Genomic DNA, 21,980 nt, shown 5'->3' with positions numbered 1-21,980 from the left:
AGCTATAGAGTGGATACGACTTAAAGCAGCTTGCCGGCGGCCAGATCCCGGATCAGATCCCGGTCCGCGGCGAGAAAATCGTAGGAAATAAGGTCGCGGAGCGATACCCAGCGCACATCGTGAAAGATGCGGTTCACAATTTCCTTCTGGAAAGAGTGCACGGCAAAAAATTGCAGATCCACCGCTCCGCCGCTGCGGTAGGTATGCCGGGTGCGGGCAATGCGCGCGCCGATCTCCGCTTCGATCGCCAGCTCCTCGTCGAGTTCCCGGGCCAGGGCCTGTTCGGCGGTTTCGCCGGCCTCGATCTTTCCACCGGGAAACTCCCACTTGAGCGCCATGGGCTGGTCGGGGCGGCGTTGGCAGATGAGTACCTCGTCACCCCGAAGGATGAGTGCGGCAGCCACGTAGCGCACCGTCTTCTGACCGTTTTGGGTTGCTGTTTCCTCCATGGTCTCTACAGTTTAGACGCAGTGAGGCGGAAACTGCGAAAGCGGTCGGCCGGAAGGGGGTGCGAGGGTACCAAACACGTCAGGGTGCAGGCATTGGGCCAGAGCGGCCAATCCTGCGGCCAGCGTGGGCGCCGGCGTATTCAGCATCTCGTCGGCAATGCAGTAAACACGCCCTTCGCGCACTGCGCGGAGCTCTTCCCAGGCTCGCTGTTCCACCACGCGCTCGAGCGGAACGCGGTTGCCTGCGCCGCACCATGCCATCACGATGACATCGGGATCGGCTTTTGCAATGTCTTCCGCCTGCGTATGGGTACCCGGCTCACCGAGAAAGCTTCCGCCCGCGGCCTCGACCAGCTCTTTGACCCAGATCTGCGAGTGGATCATCGGTTTACCCCATTCCTCGCAGTAGACACGCGGCCGCTGGAAGTCCCGCGTCCGTGCGCGCATGCCGGCGATGGTGGTATCCATAGCCGTTACCAGAGCTTCTCCCTTTGCGGTTTCACCCACTACGCCGGCCAGCAGGCGAATCTCCTGATAGATGTCCTCGAGCGTGTGCGGAGCGAGCGCCAGCACGGGCCGGCCGGCGCGCAGAATCGCTGCCAGCGACTCCATGCGGTAGGGAATAGAAGCAACGATGAGGTCGGCCGCAACCGGCAGCAACTCATCCGGGGTGATGGACCAGGAGTCCTGCACGATGGCCAGTTTCCCGGCCAGGTGTCTCTCGCGCAGCTCCGGTACTGCGTCGAGGCAGTACCGCGTGCAGGCCACCAGCGTATCGAGCCGCCCCAGGTGGTGCAGCAGGATCGATACGCTGGGCTGCAGCGAGAGAATGCGCATTTAGAGTTTCTGGTCGGCGAGCACAGCCTTGGGATAGAAGACCGTCCAGCCCTGCTCCGCCGAGATGGTCGAGAGCGCAGGGGTGGGGTTCACCGGGAAGGCCTTGCGCGCGATCGCCAGCATCGCGGCATCGTGGATGGAGTTTCCGAAGACCGCATCCGGGTTAGGAACACCGGCTTCGACCAGCCCGGAAGCCTTGGCCTCGTCCGTGGGTACAGCCAGCAACTGGCTGGTGATCAGCCCGTCATCCACGCGCACCCGCGCCGCAAGTACTCGCGATGGGGAAATGCCGAAGCGCTTGACGCCCTCTTCGATGACCCAGTGATTCGTCGAGCTTACGGCCCATAGTTCCACGCCATCTTGCGTGAGGCGTGCCAGCAGGTCGCGCATTTCCTCGAAGATGTGCGCTTCGATGTGGTGGCGGAAATACTCCTCAGCGGCATGCCGCAGCTCTTCCTCGCGCAGACCGGCGTAAATCTGCACCATCTCGCCGCACATCTCCGCCTCGGAGACCTCACCGGCCCGGTACTGCCGGTACCGGGAGTCGATCCAGTCGGCGGCATTGCGCGAAACCAGTCCGGTCTCGATCGACCAGATCATGAAGCCATAGCCGGCGTCTCCACCCCACAGCGTGCCGTCGCAGTCGAAAACTGCGATGGACGGGGAAAGCGAAAGGACGGCTTGCTCAAACTCTTCGGTCTGATAGCGTGCGGGCGATGTCGATACGGTCGTCAAAATAAAGATGCTCCTCCCTATATTGTGCTGGAGACAGAAGAAAATTGCATTACAACTGCTTCGCGCAGCGTGGGACGCCTTCGGCCTCCGCTCCCGTTGGTCGTGCTCAGGCCGGGTGCCCAATCAGGCAGTTCTTGGACGGGGTTCCCGATTTCCTCGCCTGTGCGCAACACGCTGGATCGCGATCATCTGCGCGCGGCAGCATGTATTTAACTTGATGCGCACATCCGGCATTCCTTCCCCGAATCCCCGATAATCAGACCGTGCCCGAGTCTGCGGAGTCGAAGACGAATCTCTCGTTGTTGCGCGGCTATCTTGCCTATTTGCGCATCGAAAAGGGGCTGCGCCCGCTCAGTTGCGAGGCCTACGAGCGCGATCTCCTGCAGTTCGCCGAATATCTTGAAAAAGAGCAGACCGCGCTTATCGCATGCCGCCGTGAGCAGGTCTCCGGTTTCCTTGCGCACTTGAGCAGCCACGGCGTGGAATCCCGCTCGGCCGCGCGCAAGCTTTCCTGCCTGCGCGGATTTTTTAAATGGCTCCTGCTCGAGAAGAAGATCGACCGAGATCCCACCGTCACCATGGAGTCGCCCGCAGCCTGGAAGGTGCTGCCCAAGTCGCTGGCCGTCTCCGAAGTGAAGGACATGCTTGACCGCGCCAATCTCAATGCGGAGCATGCCGACGCCGTCTCGCTGCGTGACCGGGCCATTCTGGAAATCCTCTATGCGGGGGGGCTCCGTGTCTCCGAGCTGACCGATCTGAATGTCGCCGATCTCTCCCTCGCCGCCGGCCGGGCCCTGGTACGAGGCAAAGGCGATAAGGAGAGGATTGTGCCGCTCGGCCGCATCGCCATCGAGGCCATAGAGACCTATCTTCAGCACGGCCGCCCGGCGCTTGCCCGCTCTCGTCGAGACCGTGGGCGGCTCTTTCTCTCGGTACGCGGCCTGCCGCTCACCCGCCAATGGATCTGGCAGCTCGTCCGGTCCTCAAACGCAACGGCCAGCCCGCACAAGCTGCGTCACAGCTGCGCGACGCATATGGTTGAAGGTGGGGCTGATCTGCGCACGGTGCAGACCATTCTCGGTCATGCCGATATTGCGACGACGCAGGTGTATACCCACCTGGCTCTTGGCCGTTTGAAAGAAGTGCATCGCTCGCACCATCCCCGCGGGCGCGCCACACGTACGAAAGGGCAAACAGAGGAGACGGCGTCGTGAACTCCGAATCAAGCACGAAGCTCGTGGAGCAGTTCCTCGCCTCGCTGGCCGGGGAGCGCAATGCTTCACTGCATACGCAGCGTGCCTATACGCGCGAACTGCATGAGTTCGCTGCCTTTATCGAAAAAAATATCGGCAAGGGAACGGCACCTGCGGCTATCGAGCATCAGACTATTCGTTCCTATCTCAGCGAGCTTTATGGCCGAGGGCTCTCGCGTCCCTCGGCTGCACGCGCGCTTGCGGCCATTCGCTCCTGGTTCAAATGGCTGGCCCGCAATGGCTACGTCGAGCAGAATCCGGCGGCTCTTGTTGCCTCCCCGCGCCTGCCCAAGCATCTGCCCCGCGTTCCGACGATTGAAGAGATGAACCGGACGGTCGATGCGATCGGTGACGCGGAAACCGTTGCCTGGCTGGAGCGTGACCGCGTCATCTTCGAGCTGTTATACGGGTGTGGTATCCGCAATGCCGAGCTGGTCGGTCTCGATCTCGGCGACCTGCACTGGGCCAACGATGCCATTCTCATCCGCGGCAAGGGGCGCAAAGAGCGGTATGTGCCCATGGGAGATGCAGCGGCAGCGGCTCTTCGCACCTATCTGGCGCAGCGCGAGGAAAAGCTGGCCGTCCGCTTTCGCGAGAATGCAAAAGCCGCAGCCCGTCTCGACAAGGACGCCCTGCTGCTCAATACCCATCTACGTGGCAATGGGCGACTGACGACCCGTTCCGTTGCCCGCATCGTCAAGCGCATCGCCATGACGTATGGATTGCCTTCCGATGTGCATCCTCACACCCTGCGCCACGCCTTTGGTGCGCACATGCTGGAGGAGGGCGCCGATCTGCGGGCAATCCAGGAGCTGCTCGGCCACGAGCGGCTTTCCACCACCCAGCGCTATACCCAGCTCACCATCGGCAAGGTCGCTGAGGTCTACGATCAGACCCATCCCCGCGCGAAATGAAATTCCATTAGCTAAACAGTCTGAAGCCTTTAGCTATCAATATAGATGTGATTTTTGAGCTATAAGTCCAAAGAAGGCCAAACCAAATGAGAGATGTGATTCCGAAGCATAGAAGAGGTGCCAAATTCGCAGGCTGCTTCTTTGGCGATCGGTGGCCCAAATTCACATTCACACTGCTCAGAATTGCCGCAATCGTGAACCAGAAAATGGCAAGACAGATCAGCAGGGATAATTCAGTATTCTGAGTGGCTGAAACATAGAACACCCAGCCATGATTGTTCATGGGATATGTCAATCCAGCATATGGATTAGGTATTCGTGGTTGTGTATCCATAAGCTGCGACCATCGATAAGAATGAAAGCACCACGTACTTGCCGCCATACCGGCCAACATGGACGCTATGATAGACCGGGTGTTGCGAGTGTGCCCTAACCCCATCCCATGAGTTTGCATCATTCATAAACATTCGCTCAGGCCAAGCCCGGGGAAATTTATCAAATCGCCGCCAGCAGGAGCTGCAAGCCAAAGGTGGCTGCTTGGATGGTCAGTTCTCGCTCTTCACGCAGCCGAGCGTTTACACTATACGCTGAGGAAATTTCGCTTTGATCGGTAGTGCACTTACCAAAGTATTCGGCACCAGCAATGAGCGCGAGGTGAAGCGCCTGCTGCCGCGCGTTCAGGCCATCAACGCCTTCGAGCCGGCGGTGCAGCAGCTCTCCGACGACCAGCTGCGCGCCAAGACCGATGAGTTCCGGGCCCGCATCGCTGCCGCCGTCGAAGGCATCGCCGATGCCGACGAGCGGCTGGCCGCAGAGAAGCAGGTACTCGACGAGATTCTTCCCGAGGCCTTTGCCGTTGTTCGCGAAGCCGGTCGCCGCGTGTTGCAGATGCGCCACTTCGACGTCCAGCTGATTGGCGGCATGGTGCTGCACGCCGGCAAGATCGCCGAAATGCGTACCGGTGAAGGCAAGACGCTGGTTGCGACGCTGCCCTGCTACCTGAATGCGCTCGCCGGTCACGGCGTGCACGTCGTCACCGTAAACGACTACCTGGCCAAGCGCGACGCCGAATGGATGGGCAAGCTCTACGGCTTCCTTGGGCTTTCGGTCGGTGTCATCGTTCACGATCTCGACGACCAGGCTCGCCGCCAGGCCTACGCTTCGGACATCACCTACGGCACCAACAACGAGTTCGGCTTCGATTACTTGCGCGACAACATGAAGTTCGAGCTGACCGACTGCGTGCAGCGTGGACATTATTTCTCGATCGTCGATGAGGTCGATTCGATCCTGATCGACGAAGCCCGTACGCCGCTCATCATCTCCGGCCCCACTGACCAGACGACGGACAAGTATGTCCGGGTCAATCGCATCATCTCGTCGCTCGAAGAGGGCGAGGAGATCGAAAAGGGCGAGGAAAAGATCCTCACCGGCGATTTCGTCGTCGACGAAAAGCACAAGACCATCGCCGTCACCGACGAGGGTTGGGAAAAGATCGAAAAGCTGCTCGGCATCGGCAACATCGCCGACGTCGAGAACTGGGAGCTGAAGCATCACGTCGAAGTCGCGATCAAGGCGCACAAGCTCTATCGCAAGGATGTCCAGTACGTGGTTAAGGACGGGGAGGTCATCATTGTCGATGAGTTCACCGGCCGTCTGATGCCGGGCCGCCGCTGGTCCGATGGCCTGCACCAGGCTGTCGAGGCCAAGGAAGGCGTGAACATCCGCCGCGAGGACCAGACCCTCGCGACCATTACCTTCCAGAACTACTTCCGCCTCTACAAGAAGCTCTCCGGCATGACCGGTACGGCCGAGACGGAGGCCACCGAGTTCGACAAGATTTACAAGCTCGAGATCGTCGTCGTTCCGACCAACCGGAAGATGAGCCGCATCGAGCACCCCGACGTCGTCTACCGCACCGCGAAGGAGAAGTACTTCGCCGTGGCTGACGAGATCGCTGTGCTCCACGAAAAAGGCCAGCCTGTTCTGGTCGGCACCACGTCCATTGAGAAGTCCGAGATCCTTTCACAGATCCTCCAGCGCAAGGGTGTTCGCCATGTGGTGCTCAACGCTAAGTATCACGAGCGCGAGGCGGAGATCGTCGCCCAGGCTGGCCGCCTCGGTATGGTCACCATTGCGACGAACATGGCGGGCCGCGGTACGGACATTCTCCTCGGCGGCAATGCGGAGTTCGTTGCCAAGCAGGATCTGGTACGCAAGGGTGCGGCACGCGCCATCAGCGTGGCCGAGGGCTCGATTCATCCCACGGCTGCGCCGGGCATGACTCGTTTCTACTATCAGGGGCAGGAGTTCGAGACCACTGAGCAGAACTGGAATGCCGCCAACGAGGCCTTCACCGCTGCAACGGTGAAGGAGCGCGAAGCGGTGCTCGAGGCCGGTGGCCTCTGCATCATCGGCACCGAGCGTCACGAGTCCCGCCGTATCGACAACCAGCTCCGCGGCCGCGCCGGCCGTCAGGGCGATCCCGGTGCTTCGCGCTTCTATCTCTCGCTCGAAGATGACCTCATGCGCATCTTCGCCAAGGAGTGGGTCTCGACCCTGCTCCAGCGCATGGGCATGGAAGAGGGCGTGCCCATTGAGTCGCGCATGATTTCCAAGCGTATCGAGAAGGCGCAGGAGCAGGTCGAAGGCAACAACTTCGAAGCTCGTAAGCACCTGCTCGAGTACGACGACGTCATGAACAAGCAGCGCGAGGCCGTTTACGGACTGCGCCACCAGCTGCTCGAAGGCCTCGACCAGAAAGAGCTCATCGTCGAGGATTATGTCGCCAACATCCTCAGTGATCTGCTTGATGAGCACACGCCGGAAAAGGTCCATCCCGACCAGTGGAAGTATGACGAGCTCAAGACCAAGCTCATGGAGCAGTTCGGATTCCCGCTTGAGACGGAGATTCCTGGCTACGGGGAGATGACCCGCCACGAGCTTGGCGAGAGCATCTTCGAGAAGCTCAAGGAGCGCTACGAGGCCAAGGAGGAGTTCATCTCCGAGAAGGCGATGCGTTTCCACGAACGCATGATCATGCTCAGCGTCCTTGACGGCCTGTGGAAGGATCACCTCCTGAACATGGATCACCTCAAGGAGGGTATCGGCCTGCGCGGCTACGGCCAGCAGGACCCGCTCGTGGCCTATAAGAAGGAATCCTTTGACATGTTCGAGGGGATGATGACGCGCTTCCAGGAAGATACGGTGCGTTATCTCTTCCTCATGCAGATCGTCGGGCCGGACGGCCAGCCGGTTGCCATTCCCACGCAGCCGCGCCGCGTCGCCGCCGCAGCTCCGCAGGTGATTCCGGCCGAGGTATCCGCGCCGGCACCGGAAGCCGCCGGAAACGGTCACCGTCCTCCACCGACGCTCCCCGGGCGTTCTGCGTCGGATGCGCCGACCACGACGATCGATTCGATCGAGCGCGAGTTCCAGCGCCGCAAGGAGCGCGATCTTGAACACGCGCGGATGGCCGGCGGTGGCAACAGCTCCAGCGAGCCCGTACAGCGCCGCAGTGACAAGATCGGCCGCAACGATCCCTGTCCCTGCGGTTCGGGCAAGAAGTACAAGAAGTGCCACGGCGCAGGTGAGGCATAAAGCGCACTTCCTACGTGGAGCGCTAGAACGAAACGGCTGGGCACGATGCCCAGCCGTTCTGTTTTGCTCGGAGACCTGGCTAAGCCAGTGCTTCGCTGCCCACGGCTGCAAAGGTCAGATGGGCGGCGGTGCTGCCGGTTTCTCTGCGCCAGTCGTCAAAGAGCCGGCCGTAGCTCTTTGTCAGCAGTACGGATGGCTCAAGTCCCAGCTCCTGCGCGCGCCGGTCGATCCACTCTTCCGGGCCCTCCAGCTCGGCGAAGACACCGATCGGCGTCTCGTCGATAACGCAATGTCCGGTTGCATCGGCGTATTCCGTGCGCCACTTCTCGTAGGCGAAGGCCGGCTCATAGCCAAGCCGCTCGAAGACCGAACCCAGTGCCTCGCCGTCGGCGATCTCCGTCTCCGTTTCCACGCGACGCTTGTGCCGGGCTTCGGGATCGTCATTCTCCGGCACGCACTTGTGCGTTAGCACCCAGCGCTCGCCGTAGAGACGGATGCGCAGGATGGAATGCTGGCTGCGCAGCCGGCGGTCCGGCGTGTCGTACAGCATGTTGCGTTCAAAAGTACGGGGCGTGATGCAGGAGAAGCCGAGGCCGGAAAGCCGTTCCTGGAGTGCGGCTACGTCCTCGACGCGGAACTTCACTTCAATTTCGACCGCGCTCATAGAAAAAGTATAGGCCTCGGCGTTCTCTCCTGGACGTGCAAGTCAGCATAAGCAGGCGATAATAAGCAGATACCTGTCGTATTCGCATGCATACAGAACGCCTCATCGTCGAAGCCGCGGCTCCCGATTCGCCTGATTCCCGGAGCGCCATTACCGCTGCGGCTGCCATCCTGCGCGGCGGCGGTACCGTAGCTTTTCCGACGGAGACGGTCTATGGACTGGGCGCGAATGCCCGGAGCGCCCAGGCGGTGGCGAAGATCTTTGCTGCCAAGCAGCGCCCGTCGTGGGATCCGCTCATCGTGCATATCGCCGATCGCGATAGGCTTCCGTCGGTCGTGGCCTCGGTTCCGGACAGTGCGAAGCGCCTGATCGACGCATACTGGCCCGGTCCTCTCACGCTGCTTTTGCCGCGGCAGGCCGCCATTCCGGACGCTGTCACCGCAGGCCGCCCTCTGGTTGGCGTCCGCATACCGCAGCATCCGGTCGCCCAGGCTCTTATCCGCGCGGCGCAGGTGCCGGTAGCTGCGCCCAGTGCCAATCGCTTTGGGCACACCAGCCCGACGACCGCTGCGCATGTTCTGGAAGACCTTGACGGCCGCATTGACGCCATCCTCGAGCTGCGCTTTCCCGAGGGCGCGGCTGCTGAAACAACGCACGGAGTGGAGTCGACTGTTGTGGACCCGACTGGACAGCCTGTGCTGATCTATCGGCCCGGCGCGATCACCCTCGAGCAGGTGCGTGCGCTTTGTCCCAATGCCATTGCCTACGCCGAGACCGCGCGCACGGTGGCCGCAACGCCGGAGTCGATGCCGTCTCCCGGTGTGGGAATCCGCCATTACGCGCCTCGAGCCCGGCTGCTATTGGTGGAACCTGCTTTCGCGCAACAGGCGCTCTTTGAAGAGGCTGCGCGGCAGCATGCCGCAGGCTCGCAGAAGCTCGGCCTGATGCTGCCCGAGGGGTGGGGCGCTCCGGAGAGCGCAATTCGTTATGCCTGGGGATGCTGGAGCGACACGGAAGAGCTGGCCCGGCGTCTCTTTGCCGGCCTTCGCTGGCTCGATGCCGAGGGCGCCGAGCTGATCCTCTGCCCGCTGCCTGAGCAGCAGGGCATCGGCGCTGCCATCGCCGACCGGCTTCGCAAGGCCGCTCGTACGGAGTAGAAAAAGCTCGGCTCTAGCGGATTCTGCTCTAGTCAGGGTGCCGCTCCCCGGCTTTGTAGAGATACTTGATCGCTGACTTATAGATCAGGGTTTTCCGCCCGTTCCGCACCTTGATCGTGCTGCGGTCGAACCACTCGATATAGCCTTCGATCTCTTCTCCGTCCTCGAGCACAAAGACCATCAGTGTCTGCGTCTGAATCTGTTTCTGGAAGTAAAAGGCTTCCGCGTGCGCATCTTCGGCATCGTGTCCATGTCCGGCCAGTGCGCCCAGGAGCGCAGCCTGGTGAGTCAGCATGGTGTTTTCGCCGCGATTGCCTGTATTCCGCCGTGCGGAGCCTTCCGGCAGCCTGGGGCGGACAAGCTTGCGCGGGCCAAGTGCGGCGGCCTCTGTTGCGGGGTCGTCGGGGACGGCAGTCATAGCAGGACGCACTTCGTGCAACGTCCCGATGGAAAAGCGAGAAGGATTGGCCATGAAATTGGGTTCGTTACAGGCTCGGATGCAGCTTTACCCTTTGCTGTCGCCTGCCTTCGCTGCAGATTGCTTTTTTGTTTGACCCGTATCCTACCGGAGAGTTCTGAGCGGGGTCAGCATCTTTTGGGAAGCCCCCCAAAAAGCTCATCCTGGATCTCATTTTTGGGATCTCATTTTGGGTTCGGGGTGCGGAGAAATCAGGCCGGCGGGGTGAGGCTCGTCGCAAAGCTGTCCAGCGAGAGCGAGCGCAGCAGGTTGCGGCGCATGCCCGACTCCACCTGCGCGATGCCGCGTTCGGCAAACTCTATCCATGAGAAGGTAGTCTGCCCGGCAAACTCCGTCAGTTGCGGTGTCAGGTCGATATTGCGAATCATCGCTAGCGCCCCGGACTGAATCAGCAGCAGATCCTCGAGCAGGCTGCGCAAGGCGCGCAGCATCCCCGATGTCTTTTCCTGCCCCTCGGCTCCGGCGCGGTAGGTTTCCGTCGTCTTGAACAGTGCCGAGAAGTCCGGGTCCTTCAAGCCGTGCCGCAACAGCAGGAGGGCATCGTTGCGGCTTGCCAGATAGCCTTCCAGATCGAAGCCCAAAGCCTGTCCCACCGCGCCCTGCGCGAGCCGTGCCACCAGCGCTCGCTGCTGCGGCTTCCAATGGCTGCGCCGCGCAGCCAGCAGGGTTTCAATTTCTTCGAGCGGCAACGCCCCCAGGCGAAAGATACCAGCCCGTGAGCGGATCGTCGGCAGCAGGTCGCCGACATTTTCTGCCAGCAGGAAGATGCTGGCGTACGACGGCGGCTCTTCGAGCACCTTCAGCAGCGAATTCGCGGCTTCTTTCATGAAAGAAGCGCTGGTAAAGATGTAGACCGCCCGGCTCGCCTGCGCAGGAATGCGATAGATCTCGCGGATCACCGTGCGAACCTGCCCCAGTTTGATCAGCAGCTGTGGCGGATCGGGCGGAATGACCAGCACATCCGGATGCGTCTGCACCAGGATGCGGGTTTCTTTCTTGTCTGTTTCGCGCAGTTCCTCGCGCGCGGCGATAGCCTCGTCGATTCGCGCGTCAAGGTCGGCCGACTGGCCGATCCGCGTGCAGTTCGAGCAGGTGCCGCAAAAATCCGGCAATCCATCGGTTACCGGCTGTTCGAGGCAGTTGACGGCCTGCGCCAGCATCACGGCCAGCGTGTATTTGCCTGCGCCCCGCGGCCCGCTCAGGATCATGGCGTTCGGCAAACGGCCGGCGGCAATGGCCTCACGGAGATGCCGTACCGTCGTCGCATTGCCCAGAAAGTCGCCGAATCCCACGGCTCCAGATTACGGCATTTCTCCCGTCTCTAACAGGCTCTGGGCTCGGCAAATACCCTGATGCCATGCTTCGGACGCAGCGTGATCTTCGGCTGTACTTCGAAGGATTGCCCTGACACCAGTCGCAGACGCCAGTGCTGTGCCAGGGTTGCCAGCACCAGGATCATCTCCATCCACGCGAACGACTCGCCGATGCACTGCCGGTTCCCGGCGCCGAACGGAAAATAGACGAACTTCGATCGCCCGGCTTTTTGCTCCGGAGTAAATCGCTCCGGCTCGAAATGCAGAGGGTGAGGGAAGTGCTCCGGGTTTCGCTGGATCAGGTACTGGCTGAAGAAAAAAAAAGTACCTGCGGGCAGTTTGTAAGGCCCGATCTCCACATCCACCGTTGCCTGCCGTCCCATCGCCCATGCCGGCGGATAGAGCCGCATCGATTCGGACAGCACCATCTCGGTGTAGTGCAGTCGCGGGATGTCCTCGAGTGTCGGCAGCCGCCCGGCGAGCACCTCATCGAGCTCCACATGCAGCTTCTTCTCGGCTTCAGGATTTTGCCCCAGCAGCATCCATGTCCACGTCAGGGCATTGGCCACTGTTTCGTAACCGGCCAGGAAGATGGTCATGACCTCATCGCGCAACTGCTCATCGGTCATGCCGGAGTGGTCGCCTTCTGCGTCCTGCGAGCGCATCAGCATGGAGAGCAGATCGCCCTTGTCTTCCCCGCTGGCCCGGTGCTCGGCGATCATCCGATGCACCACCGTGTCCAGCCGCTTGCGTGCGCGCCGGAAGCGCATCAGTCCGGGAATCGGCCAGTGAAGATAATCCTCGGCTTTCGGCAGTGCGATCAGGAAGTTGTAGAGCTTCATGATCGCGTTCACCTCGTGGCTGATGCTCTCGATCTCCGGCGTGACCTCCTGCGCGAAGAGCGTGCGCGCCACCACCTGCAGGGAAAGCCGCATCATCTCCGCTGCGACATCGATTTCTGTACCCGGTTGCCATGCCTCGCGCATGGCTGCGGCGCGCTCCACCATCAGCTCGCTGTAGGCCTGAATCCGTTGCCGGTGAAAGGCCGGCGCAGCAATGCGCCGCTGCCGCCTGTGCATTTCGCCTTCGCTGGTAATCAGCCCGTCGCCCAGCAGAATGCGCATTCGCCTCTGCGTGCGCTCTTTGATGAAATGCTGTGCCTGGTGGATGAGGATCTCGCGTACGAACTCCGGCTCGTTCACCAGTACAATGTCGCTCGGGCCGATACGGTAATGCGCCATGCGTCCGTAGGTCGAAGCCAGGTGCTCGAAGAGCAGGATCGGATTGCCGACGCGAAAGAAGCGGCGCGAGAGATAGAGCGGAAGATTCAGCCTGAGGCCGGGAGGGAAGCGATAGCCATCGCGCTCCAGGACAACCCACTCGCGGTTCTCTTCGGGTGCGCCGGTGAAATCAGGACTGGGCGTTTCCGTTCTGGCCTCGGGCATCATGGTCCGCCAATCGTTTCAGTACAACATCCACAATCTGTTGATGGATCTCATCGATACCCGCGTCACCCTCGATGGCCACCACCCGCTGCGGCTCGCGGATCGCAATCTGGCGATACGCATCCCACACGCGCTGGTAAAAGGGATCTTCCTCGCGCTCGAAGCGGTTTTCATCCGTTTCCTGAGATGCCGTGCGCTGATTGCGCCTGCGCGCGCGGGCAAGGGAGCGAGCCAGGTCAGGCAGCAGCAGGATGGTGAGATCGGGTTGCAGGCCGCCGCAGATGGCTGCATGCAGCCGCAGCACCAGCTCGCTGCCGAGTTCGCGGCCTCCGCCCTGGTAGGCCTCGGTGGAATCGGTAAAGCGATCGCACAGTATCACGTGCCCTGCGGCCAGCGCCGGCTCAATGATCTCCGAAATAGCTTGTGCGCGATCGGAGAACATCAATCCCAGCTCCGCTTTCGGCGCAAGATTCTCGGTGCGCGAGTCCAGCAGCAGTGTGCGGATGCGGTCGCCGATGCGCGTCCCGCCCGGCTGCCGGGTCACCGTCATGGCATAGCCCTCAGCCTCAAGCCGTGCGGAGAGCCTGCGCAGCTGGGTCGATTTGCCAGACCCGTCGAGGCCTTCGAATGTAATGAAAAAACCTCGCGGATTTCCTGCCTGCATGGCCGGAGTGTAGCATCCACACGCTTGTGGCAACTTCAAGGAAGCCTGTGCGTCTGTAGTGGATAGACCAGGGCCTGTTAACACTCCCCAGGCGGCTGGCGTTGCGAGCGAAAATCGGGCCCGACGAAGCCGAGCCTGAGGGCTGTGGCGGGACCACTGTCGAGGGCGAGAATGAAGTCGGGCCCGATTTCCGCCGCAACCCGAAGGGCCGGGGCCGTTTTCCCTCATTTCGTCGTCGCGCGTCGCTCGCGTACACTCGGTACGCGTCGCTCCTTGCTCCTGGAACTGAGTAAAAATGGCTCCCGGCGCCGCCGTCTGGGGAGAGTTAGCAGGCCCTAAACAGTGGTTCCTGCGTGGAGGATCTTTCTTTTGCATCGTCGCCGCTTTTCGGGTCTTTGCCTGTCCTTTCTGATCGCCGTGCCTGCCGTATGGGCGCAATCCTCGACGCAGAGCTCTTCGCCGATTCAGGTAACCGTCGATGTTACAGATGCGCCCCGCAAGATCCTGCACGCCCATCTGGTGATTCCGGTGCAGCCTGGCCCGCTCACGCTCGTTTATCCCAAGTGGATTCCCGGCGAGCATGGTCCTACCGGCCCCATCGATAACCTTGCCGGACTCGTGATTCGCGCCGGAGGTCCCGAGGGAAGACTGCTCACCTGGACTCGCGACGATGTAAACATGTTTGCTTTCCATGTGAATGTGCCCGAGGGCACCACGTCGCTCGATGTGCGTGACGACTTTCTCGCCACGGCAGCGGCTTCAGGCTTCTCCGCCGGAGCATCGACGAGTGCAAATCTCGCCATGCTTAGCTGGAACGAGATTTTGCTCTATCCGGCGGGGTTGCAGGCGTCGCAGATTACACTCGCTCCTGCTGTGAAACTGCCTTCCGACTGGAAGTACGGTACTGCGCTGACGAAAACCACCGAGGCCGACGGCGTGATTCATTTCGCCCCGGTTACGCTCGAGCAGCTCATCGACTCGCCATTGCTCACTGGCCGCTATTTTGCCGAGTTTCCTCTCGCGCCCGAGGTCTCGCCGAAGCACTACCTCGACCTTGCCGCCGACGGCCCGGAAGATCTGCGCATCAAGCCTGAAGCGCTGGCCGCATTCAGCAATCTCATCCGCGAGACAGGGGCGCTCTACCGCTCGCGCCACTATGAGAGCTATCACTTCCTCGTCACCCTCAGCGATCAGGTTGCGCACTTCGGTCTCGAGCACCACCAGTCCAGCGACGACCGCGTGAGCGAGAAGACCTTCCTGGACGACAATCTCGCACTGCTCTCCGCCGACCTTCTGCCGCACGAGTTCACACATTCCTGGAACGGCAAGTATCGCCGTCCCGCGGGCCTCGCCACCGGTAATTACGAAGATCCGATGAAGGGCGATCTGCTCTGGGTCTACGAGGGACTCACGCAGTATCTCGGCGATGTGCTGGCTGCGCGCAGCGGCATTGAAACCTCCGATGAATATCGCGGGGCTCTCGCCTACAGCGCCGCTACGCTCGACGCGCGTCCCGGCCGCACCTGGCGCAACCTGCAGGATACGGCCACCTCCGCGCAGATTCTCTACGACACCAGCTCGCAATGGGATAACTGGCGCCGCAGTGTCGACTACTACCAGGAGGGCGAACTCATCTGGCTCGACGTCGACACCACCATCCGTCGTCTTACGCATGACAAGAAGAGCCTCAACGACTTCTGCGCGCTCTTTGAAGGTGTAGGCGGCAACACGCCGCCGAAGGTCGTGCCCTATCGCTTTGATGACGTCGTTGCCGCTCTCAATCAGGTTGCGCCGTATGACTGGGCCGGCTTCCTGCGTGAGCGTCTCAACCGTAAGTCATCGCACGCGCCGCTTGAGGGCATCGAACACGCAGGCTACCGCCTCGTGTACTCCGACACTCCCGGTGAATATATTCAGGCACGTGAAGCTGCTATCGGCGACGCGCCGGCATGGTGGGCTCTCGGCATCGATGTGGGCAGTGATGGCCGTATCGAAGATGTGCTGGTGGGCTCGGTATCGGACAAGGCAGGCCTCGGCCCCGGCATGCAGATCATTGCAGTGAATGGCCGCCAGTACAGCGCTTCGCTGCTGGGCGACGCTATTACCAGCTCCAAGGGCAACACCACGCCCATCGAGCTGATCGTCGTGAACACCGGCTATTACAAGGTCATCAGGCTCGATTATCACGATGGGCTCCGTTTTCCGCACCTCGAACGCATCCAGGGCACACCGGATCTGCTGGATGAGATCCTGAAGCCGATGGCCACGCAGCCAAAGCCGCAGTAAGCCGAAAGAAATACGGTGCGAAAACGCGGCAGGTGAGGGATAGTAGGAGGCGATGCGTCTCGCACTTGCCCTCTTTCTTCTCGTTGCAGCCGTTCCAGCTGTTGCACAGCGGCACCCCCGGGACGGTGAGCTCCACGATGCAGACACGACGGCCTGGTGGCACACCACGGAGGCGCTTTCGAATGATGCGATGGAGGGCCGGGACACCGGCTCTGCCGCGTATCAGCGCGCCGCCGAGTATGTTGCCGATCGTTTCCACAAGGCAGGGCTCAGCCCGGCCGGAGAGCATGGCAGCTACTTTCAGTCCGTCCCGATGAACCAGATCGAGGCCGATCCCATTGCTTCTCTCTTTACCCTGCTGCGCAGCAACGGCGACGTCGTTTCGATCGGCTTTCTCACGCAGATCACCATCTCACCCATGGCCGGCCTTCTTCCGGATACGGAAGCGCCGCTCACCTTCCGCGGCTATTGCGGCAAAGATGCCATGCAGGATATCGCCGGGAAGATTGTCGTCTGCTTTGGCACCCAGCGCAGCGGCCTGCCTTCCGGCGGAGAGCGCGTCGCCAACGCCCGTGCCGGTCATGCTGCTGGTCTCGTCAATGTGGACGATCCTTACTTCAGCATTGAGCCGCCACGCTGGCCCTACGCCTATGCCCGCAGCGTGACGCTTGCCTCGGAGTCCGCTCCGATAAAACCTGAAACGACGCCCCTGCCTGTGATGCGTCTCAGCGCCGAGGCTTTCACCACCTGGCTCAAGGGCACGCCTTACCATGCGGCTTCGCTCCTGGAGACTGGCGGCAGGCAGCAGCCGCTGCCATCTTTCGATATCCCGGCGCGCCTGCATATTCATCTGCGGCTCGGAACCCGCACCCTGAGTTCGCCGAACGTGCTGGCGGTTTTGCCCGGCTCTGACCCGGTGCTGCGCGATCAATATGTCGTGATCGCGGCGCACCTCGACGGCTATGGCTACGGCACCTCTGTCGATGGCGATGCTCTCTATAACGGCACGCTCGACGACGCTGCCTATGTGGCGCTGCTGATCCAGTTCGCCGACGACCTGAAGCGTGAACATCTCCAGCCGAAGCGCTCTATTCTCTTCTGTGCCTTTACCGGAGAGGAAAAAGGCTTGCTCGGCTCGAGCTGGTTTGTCGAGCATCCCACCGTGCCGGCTTCGCAGCTTGCTGCTGACATCAATCTCGACCAGCTCCGTCCGCTTTTTCCGCTGCATATCCTTACCGCGCTCGCGGTGGACGATACCACGCTGGGCGCGACTGCCCGTAAGGTCGGTGCGTCCATGGATATCGAGATTCGCCCGGACCGCGAGCCGGAGCGCGGTCTGCTGCGGCGCGCCGATCACTATCCCTTTCTGCGCAGTGGCGTGCCGGCTATCGGGTTTATCTTCGGCTACGATCCCGGCACGGATGCCGAGACCCGCTACCGCGAGTGGTACCGTGTCCGCTACCATCGCCCGCAGGACGACCTGACGCAGCCCGTGGACTTCGACGCTGCGGCGAAGTTCGATCATTTCTTTTACAAGCTGGTCGAAGCGGTGGCGGATGACCCAAAGCGTCCTGCCATTCTGCCGGAGAGCAGCTTCGCAAAGCCTTCCCAGAAGTAGGCCTGGTGCTTCAGTCAGCCAGTGGCTGCAGGTCGGCGATCTCCAGCTCCAGGCCGCCAAATTCCGGATGCTCGTTTTCGCGCATCCGGTAAGCCACATCCACGCGTGAGCCTACAGTCAGCCCCATCGCCGTCACTCGGGCGGCCCAGTTCCAGCCCAGTGCTCGAATTCCCTTACCGTTGCCCCCCTGCGCGAGTTGCAGGGCCACATGCCGCTCCTTCATCAGGCGAGGAGGCGCAGCCAGGCGCACATCGCGTGCCACAAACACCGGCTCCTCGTTGCCCATACCCATGGGTTCCAGGCGGCGTAGCCAGGCGAAAGTCGCCGGCGTCACGCGATCCAGCGGTAGTTCGGCCTGGCACGCGAGCGGAGGTCCCGTCATTTCTCCTGTGATGGCATTTGCGGCATAGGCAGCCAGCCGCGCCCGCAGCTCCGGCACGCGCTCCGAGGGCAGGGAAAAGCCTACCGCATGCGCATGGCCGCCGAAGCGCGTGAACAGCTCGTGGCAGCTCTCGATTGCCTCCAGCAGATGGAAGCCCGCAACCGAGCGTCCCGACCCGTAGGCTTCGCCGTCTTCATGTGCCAGCACCAGCGCAGGCTTGCCCGTCTGGTCCACGATCCGCGAAGCCAGGATGCCGATGACGCCTCGATGCCACCCCTCGCCGTCCATCACGACGCAGCGGCTCTCTGCGAACTCCGGGAGCGCCACGCGTTCGAGAATCTCGGCAAGAATCGCAGCCTCGGTCTCGCGCCGGTCTAGATTCAATTGTTCAAGCTTGGCGGCCAGCGTCTGCGCCTGTACCGGGTCGCGGGTGGTGAAGAGCTCCACCACGTCCGAGGCGACATCCATACGTCCCGCTGCGTTGATGCGCGGTCCCAGCCGAAAGCCGATATCGAAAGGGGTGAGCCGCTTGCGCGCCGGATCGAGCTGCGCCACCTGCATCAGGGCACGCAGCCCCGGGTTCACCGGCTTGCGCAGCTCTTCGAGCCCCAGCGCGACGATGGCGCGGTTCTCGCCCAGCAAAGGCACTGCGTCGGCGACCGTGGCAATCGCCAGCAGTTTCAGAAAAGAGGGCAGAATCTTCGTCCGCGCCCGTTCGCGATCTTTGGCTTCGAGCAGAGCCTGGGACAGTTTGAAGGCCACGCCCGCGCCGCAGATGTACTTGCACGCATAGCCGCAGTCCGGCTGGTTCGGGTTCAGGATCGCCCGTGCCCGTGGCAGCCCCATGGCCGTCTCCGGCAGATGGTGATCGGTCACAATCAGGTCCAGTCCCAGCGTCTCGGCGGCCTCGGCCGCGGCAAAGGCGCGGATGCCGGTATCCACGCTGATGACCAGGCGCACGCCCTCGCGGGCCGCGATCTCGAGGATTTCGCGCTGCATCCCGTAGCCCTCGCGGATGCGATGCGGTACATGGAAGCGCACCACGCCGCCCAGCATCTCGATGGCCGTCTTGAGCAGCACCACAGCGGTTGTGCCGTCCACGTCATAGTCGCCGTAGATCAGCACCGTCTCGCGTGCGGCTGCGGCCTGCTGGATGCGCGCCACGGCCTGCTCCATGCCCAGCATGGTGTAGGGATCGAGCAGCTGGTCGAAGCTGGGGTGTAGAAATGCCTGGGCCGCTTCGGCGTCGGTAATGCCGCGGGTCACAAGCAGCTCGGCAATCAGCTGAGGCAGCTGCGCCTCGTGTGCGAGCGCCGCTGCCTGCCGGGTGTCGAGTTCAGGGAAAAGCCATACGTGCCGGGATCGAGCCGTTTCCGTCACGGTTACGACTCGTCGTCGGCATCCTCGTCGTTGAAGACGATGTCGCTGAAGCCTTCCACCGAATCGAGCAGCTGCTGGTAGCGCTCATACCACTGCGTCATGCTCTCGTGCAGAAAGAAGACGCCCTGGTGCACAAAGCCCAGCTGGATATATCCGACCTTGCCGACCTGGCTGGTCAGCGCCTGCGCCTCGTCGAACTCCGGCGCTTCTTCATCCGGAAAGTTCGCTTCCTGGAGCTCCTGGATCAGCAGTTCCAGGTCTTCCTTTTCGAGCGTGGTTTCGCTCATGGTTACGAACACGGAGTTCGAAGCCTTCGCTGTTTCTACGAAGTCCTTCCAGCTGTCTGGGTTGGCTTCGTCCTCCCACAGCACGGAGGGCACATCTTCGCCGACAAAGGTGGGGACGCGGCGCATTCCGTGACCTTCGATGAAGGCCACCATATCGTCGATAAGTGGGAGCAGATTATCCTGAAGCATCATTTTTCTCTTAGCGGAACTGTCAGTCTATCCCATTGTCCGCCGCGCTGTCGGAGTGGAAAACTGCCCGTCGGATTGTTCCGGCCGCATATCGAGAAGCTCAGGCATTTTCGTAAAATGAAGCTATTCGATAGCCCAAGGGGGAGTTTCATTTGCCTCGTTTCGACCGCCATGTCTTTGTCTGCACCAACTTCCGCGCGCCGGAAGCAGCCCGCCCTTCCTGCACGGCCAATGGCAACAGTGAAATCCATACCCTCATGAAAGATGGCGTTCGCGCTGCCGGGCTCGGCAACCGCGTCCGCGTCAACAAGTCTGGCTGCCTCGACCAGTGCGAGCATGGTCCCGCGGTGGTCGTCTACCCGGGAGAGGTCTGGTACGGCTTCGTAAAGCCCGAGGATGTGCCCGAGATTGTCAGCGAGCACCTGGTCCATGGCCGCCCCGTGGAGCGCCTTCGCCTGCCCGAAGGATGCCTGAACACGCCGAGCTGCCCGCACCGGCAACCGCCCCCGGCCAAGTCGTAACCTGCTTCTGTGTGCTATATTTCCAGCCAGATACATGATCTTTTCACGCGAATATGTGGGATATCTGGCACGGCAGACGGTGCGGCATCTGATCGACGCCAAGATGATCCGGACGGACAAGCTGCCCGTCGTTCAGGAGCGCGTCCAGGCGGGTTTGCAGGACGAACTGTCTCTTGAGGATCGCATCAACGAAGAGGTACGCGTCATCCTGGAGGCCTACCAGGACGAGATGCGGCGCACAGGAGCGGGCTACGCCGAGATGTTCAAGAAGGTGAAGACCGAGCTGGCGCGCAAGTACAAGGCGGTGCTGTGAGAATCTCTCGGGACAAGCTCAACAAAATAGCCCATACGGTGGCTGATACCCTTGCTGAAACCGACGAGTGCGAGTTTCTCGAGGATCGCAACACCATCCGCCAGGAAGCCCGTAAGGTCCTCGAAAAGCTGCTGATGGAAGAACTTAGGATCGACCAGGCGGCCCGTCTCAAGATCCAGTCCCAACGCCGGATCATCCCCGAGGGGAGCCAGGAGTGGGATATCCTCTACCGCAAGTACTACAACGACGAGGTCAAGAAGCTCGGCATTTAAAACGGAATCTGGATAACCGTACCCACTCCATGTGCATGCAGGTGGCCTTTCCTTGAGGAAAAGGCCACAGAAGGAGTGTGGCTTCTGGGTATATCTGTCCTGATTCCGCTATAGCGGCTTGGACATCCTCTGAACTTATTCGTATGCAACGAGAAAGGCGGCTCCAGATGGAGCCGCCTTTCTCGTTGCATACGATGCCGAAATGCTTAATCTCATGGCTTAAGTAATTTGCATCAAATTATTGAATTTAGATATGTTTTATGTGGCCGCAAAAGTCTGCGTTACTTGGCATTGGAATCTGCCTGGGCCGGCTGAGGAGGTTTCTGCGCGAGCAGTAGCTTTACCGCATCGCGATAGCCCCAGTCGGCCGGGACGGGCTCAAAGTCGCTCTCATCTTCGGTCGTGGAAAAGTTCAGTGTCTTGACGAGGAGCGCCTTGCCCTGGAGGTTCATCTTGAAGTGGAACTGCTCCCAGTGGCCGTTGCCGACGTCCTTCTGCTCCACCAGGATCGAGCCACCTTTGTAAAGCTTGCCCAGGATGCCCCAGCCGAAGTTCACATCGGCGATCAGGTGCACATCGAGCCGCACCATGCGTTCCTGCTTTTGGTCGATCCATAGCTCACCGGCCATCCCGGCGTACACCTCCGCCTCGCGGTCCGGGGGATGGAAGTTCGGGTTGGGCTTCAGCGTGAGCCGGAAGGCAGGTCCACTCGGCCCGTCGGCCATCCCTTCAAAGTGATAGAGGAAGGCGTCCGGCAGCATGCGAATCATCTCGTTGGCGCGATTGCTGTCTTCCTGCTCGCGCTTGCGCCGGTGTTCCTGGATATCGGGGTGGTCGAGCAGGTTGGTCAGGCGGTCGATTTCGTTCTGATTCACGATCGGGCCGACGGGCTTGTCGTTGTACTCGACGATCCGCGCTACATCGCCTTCCTTGGTTTCTACGGTCAGCTTCGTAATGATCTTCTCATCGTCGACCTTGCGCAGCCGGAAGCGGTAGGGATGGGGATCGGAGGGCTTCAGTTCGTTGGCCGCGGCCCGGCGCACCAGTGGTACTGGATCGGATGCCACCGACTCCGGTGTCACCTGGACTGCGTGTCCTGCCGGGGATAAAAGAGCTGCGCCCACGCCCATGACGAGGCACGGGAGCAGACTGGAAAACGAGAGAAAATGGGATGAGCAACGCAGATCTTTCATGGACCTCAGCATGTTTCTGTGACGTTCCGC

The 21,980-nt window shown here is 61.3% G+C and carries 20 protein-coding genes; 9 read left to right on the top strand and 11 right to left on the bottom strand.

What is annotated here, in order from left to right; genetic code table 11:
• Positions 1-20: 20 nt before the first annotated feature.
• From ESZ00_RS00615 to ESZ00_RS00605, 3 genes are read right to left on the bottom strand one after another with little or no spacing between them, the layout of a single operon-like run.
• Positions 21-449: a (deoxy)nucleoside triphosphate pyrophosphohydrolase gene (locus tag ESZ00_RS00615; protein WP_129206245.1), complete on the bottom strand. Its 429-nt coding sequence runs from the start codon at positions 447-449 to the stop codon at positions 21-23.
• 12 nt (positions 450-461) lie between these two features.
• Positions 462-1,286: an ABC transporter substrate-binding protein gene (locus tag ESZ00_RS00610; RefSeq protein ID WP_129206244.1), complete on the bottom strand. Its 825-nt coding sequence runs from the start codon at positions 1,284-1,286 to the stop codon at positions 462-464.
• Positions 1,287-2,021, bottom strand: a complete 735-nt coding sequence (locus ESZ00_RS00605) for an HAD family hydrolase (protein WP_229740857.1) — start codon at positions 2,019-2,021, stop codon at positions 1,287-1,289. It abuts the gene before it with no gap.
• A 263-nt stretch (positions 2,022-2,284) separates the two neighbouring features.
• On the opposite strand from ESZ00_RS00605, the gene ESZ00_RS00600 reads away from it, so the two are divergent.
• From ESZ00_RS00600 to secA, 3 genes are all read left to right on the top strand, one after another.
• Positions 2,285-3,235, top strand: coding sequence for a tyrosine recombinase (locus ESZ00_RS00600; protein WP_129206243.1), 951 nt, complete (start codon positions 2,285-2,287; stop codon positions 3,233-3,235).
• Complete coding sequence (locus ESZ00_RS00595; RefSeq protein WP_129206242.1) at positions 3,232-4,188, top strand: tyrosine recombinase XerC; 957 nt, start codon at positions 3,232-3,234, stop codon at positions 4,186-4,188. The genes ESZ00_RS00600 and ESZ00_RS00595 overlap by 4 nt, the downstream gene beginning before the upstream one ends.
• Before the next feature lie 603 nt (positions 4,189-4,791).
• Positions 4,792-7,788: a preprotein translocase subunit SecA gene (secA, locus tag ESZ00_RS00590; RefSeq protein ID WP_129206241.1), complete on the top strand. Its 2,997-nt coding sequence runs from the start codon at positions 4,792-4,794 to the stop codon at positions 7,786-7,788.
• A gap of 79 nt (positions 7,789-7,867) precedes the next feature.
• On the opposite strand, the gene ESZ00_RS00585 is transcribed toward secA, so the two are convergent.
• Positions 7,868-8,452 (bottom strand): class IV adenylate cyclase, encoded by a 585-nt coding sequence (locus ESZ00_RS00585; protein WP_129206240.1) that lies wholly within the window; start codon positions 8,450-8,452, stop codon positions 7,868-7,870.
• A gap of 86 nt (positions 8,453-8,538) precedes the next feature.
• Here ESZ00_RS00585 and ESZ00_RS00580 point away from each other — a divergent pair, with 86 nt between their 5' ends.
• Positions 8,539-9,609: an L-threonylcarbamoyladenylate synthase gene (locus ESZ00_RS00580; RefSeq protein WP_129206239.1), complete on the top strand. Its 1,071-nt coding sequence runs from the start codon at positions 8,539-8,541 to the stop codon at positions 9,607-9,609.
• A 28-nt stretch (positions 9,610-9,637) separates the two neighbouring features.
• Here ESZ00_RS00580 and ESZ00_RS00575 read toward each other — a convergent pair whose 3' ends face one another.
• From ESZ00_RS00575 to tmk, 4 genes are all read right to left on the bottom strand, one after another.
• On the bottom strand, positions 9,638-10,081 hold the full coding sequence (locus ESZ00_RS00575) for an RNA chaperone Hfq (RefSeq protein ID WP_129206238.1): 444 nt from the start codon (positions 10,079-10,081) through the stop codon (positions 9,638-9,640).
• A gap of 197 nt (positions 10,082-10,278) precedes the next feature.
• The gene (locus ESZ00_RS00570) at positions 10,279-11,379 is read right to left on the bottom strand and encodes a DNA polymerase III subunit (protein WP_129206237.1); all 1,101 of its coding nucleotides are present in this window, start codon (positions 11,377-11,379) and stop codon (positions 10,279-10,281) included.
• A gap of 29 nt (positions 11,380-11,408) precedes the next feature.
• Positions 11,409-12,845, bottom strand: coding sequence for a cytochrome P450 (locus ESZ00_RS00565; RefSeq protein WP_129207842.1), 1,437 nt, complete (start codon positions 12,843-12,845; stop codon positions 11,409-11,411).
• Entirely contained in the window at positions 12,811-13,509 is a 699-nt protein-coding gene (tmk, locus tag ESZ00_RS00560) for a dTMP kinase (protein WP_129206236.1), read from the bottom strand. The genes ESZ00_RS00565 and tmk overlap by 35 nt, the downstream gene beginning before the upstream one ends.
• A 369-nt stretch (positions 13,510-13,878) precedes the next feature.
• Between tmk and ESZ00_RS00555 the strand changes: the two genes are divergently transcribed.
• Both ESZ00_RS00555 and ESZ00_RS00550 read left to right on the top strand, forming a co-directional pair.
• On the top strand, positions 13,879-15,795 hold the full coding sequence (locus ESZ00_RS00555; RefSeq protein ID WP_129206235.1) for a M61 family metallopeptidase: 1,917 nt from the start codon (positions 13,879-13,881) through the stop codon (positions 15,793-15,795).
• Positions 15,796-15,847: 52 nt separating this feature from the next.
• Positions 15,848-17,413 (top strand): M28 family peptidase, encoded by a 1,566-nt coding sequence (locus ESZ00_RS00550; RefSeq protein WP_129206234.1) that lies wholly within the window; start codon positions 15,848-15,850, stop codon positions 17,411-17,413.
• Between the two features lie 10 nt (positions 17,414-17,423).
• Here ESZ00_RS00550 and recJ read toward each other — a convergent pair whose 3' ends face one another.
• Both recJ and ESZ00_RS00540 read right to left on the bottom strand, forming a co-directional pair.
• Positions 17,424-19,175 carry a single-stranded-DNA-specific exonuclease RecJ gene (gene recJ, locus ESZ00_RS00545; protein WP_129206233.1) on the bottom strand — a complete coding sequence of 584 codons (1,752 nt, stop codon included), beginning with the start codon at positions 19,173-19,175 and terminating at the stop codon, positions 17,424-17,426.
• A gap of 2 nt (positions 19,176-19,177) precedes the next feature.
• Positions 19,178-19,654 carry a hypothetical protein gene (locus ESZ00_RS00540; RefSeq protein ID WP_308419033.1) on the bottom strand — a complete coding sequence of 159 codons (477 nt, stop codon included), beginning with the start codon at positions 19,652-19,654 and terminating at the stop codon, positions 19,178-19,180.
• Between the two features lie 149 nt (positions 19,655-19,803).
• Between ESZ00_RS00540 and ESZ00_RS00535 the strand changes: the two genes are divergently transcribed.
• Genes ESZ00_RS00535 through ESZ00_RS20380 form a run of 3 tightly spaced genes read left to right on the top strand, consistent with a single transcriptional unit; the run spans position 19,804 to position 20,757 of the window.
• Positions 19,804-20,172 (top strand): (2Fe-2S) ferredoxin domain-containing protein, encoded by a 369-nt coding sequence (locus tag ESZ00_RS00535; protein ID WP_129206232.1) that lies wholly within the window; start codon positions 19,804-19,806, stop codon positions 20,170-20,172.
• Positions 20,173-20,206: 34 nt separating this feature from the next.
• A complete protein-coding gene (locus ESZ00_RS20385; protein ID WP_129206231.1) occupies positions 20,207-20,485 on the top strand; it encodes a DUF507 family protein in 279 nt (92 codons plus the stop codon).
• Complete coding sequence (locus ESZ00_RS20380; protein ID WP_129206230.1) at positions 20,482-20,757, top strand: DUF507 family protein; 276 nt, start codon at positions 20,482-20,484, stop codon at positions 20,755-20,757. The genes ESZ00_RS20385 and ESZ00_RS20380 overlap by 4 nt, the downstream gene beginning before the upstream one ends.
• A 281-nt stretch (positions 20,758-21,038) precedes the next feature.
• On the opposite strand, the gene ESZ00_RS00520 is transcribed toward ESZ00_RS20380, so the two are convergent.
• Positions 21,039-21,824, bottom strand: a complete 786-nt coding sequence (locus ESZ00_RS00520; RefSeq protein ID WP_129206229.1) for a hypothetical protein — start codon at positions 21,822-21,824, stop codon at positions 21,039-21,041.
• Positions 21,825-21,980 lie beyond the last annotated feature (156 nt).

This window comes from Silvibacterium dinghuense (assembly GCF_004123295.1).
Lineage (GTDB): Bacteria > Acidobacteriota > Terriglobia > Terriglobales > Acidobacteriaceae > Silvibacterium > Silvibacterium dinghuense.
Note: the sequence above shows the minus strand (reverse complement) of the source record. Positions and strands in the feature narration are given on the sequence as shown.

What these genes read in the sequence shown, in the direction of transcription:
- ESZ00_RS00615 (WP_129206245.1), bottom strand. Translation starts at nt 449, where the DNA reads ATGGAGGAAACAGCAACCCAAAACGGTCAGAAGACGGTGCGCTACGTG.
- ESZ00_RS00610 (WP_129206244.1), bottom strand. Translation starts at nt 1,286, where the DNA reads ATGCGCATTCTCTCGCTGCAGCCCAGCGTATCGATCCTGCTGCACCAC.
- ESZ00_RS00585 (WP_129206240.1), bottom strand. Translation starts at nt 8,452, where the DNA reads ATGAGCGCGGTCGAAATTGAAGTGAAGTTCCGCGTCGAGGACGTAGCC.
- ESZ00_RS00580 (WP_129206239.1), top strand. Translation starts at nt 8,539, where the DNA reads ATGCATACAGAACGCCTCATCGTCGAAGCCGCGGCTCCCGATTCGCCT.
- ESZ00_RS00575 (WP_129206238.1), bottom strand. Translation starts at nt 10,081, where the DNA reads ATGGCCAATCCTTCTCGCTTTTCCATCGGGACGTTGCACGAAGTGCGT.
- ESZ00_RS00565 (WP_129207842.1), bottom strand. Translation starts at nt 12,845, where the DNA reads ATGCCCGAGGCCAGAACGGAAACGCCCAGTCCTGATTTCACCGGCGCA.
- tmk (WP_129206236.1), bottom strand. Translation starts at nt 13,509, where the DNA reads ATGCAGGCAGGAAATCCGCGAGGTTTTTTCATTACATTCGAAGGCCTC.
- ESZ00_RS00550 (WP_129206234.1), top strand. Translation starts at nt 15,848, where the DNA reads ATGCGTCTCGCACTTGCCCTCTTTCTTCTCGTTGCAGCCGTTCCAGCT.
- ESZ00_RS00540 (WP_308419033.1), bottom strand. Translation starts at nt 19,654, where the DNA reads ATGATGCTTCAGGATAATCTGCTCCCACTTATCGACGATATGGTGGCC.
- ESZ00_RS20385 (WP_129206231.1), top strand. Translation starts at nt 20,207, where the DNA reads ATGATCTTTTCACGCGAATATGTGGGATATCTGGCACGGCAGACGGTG.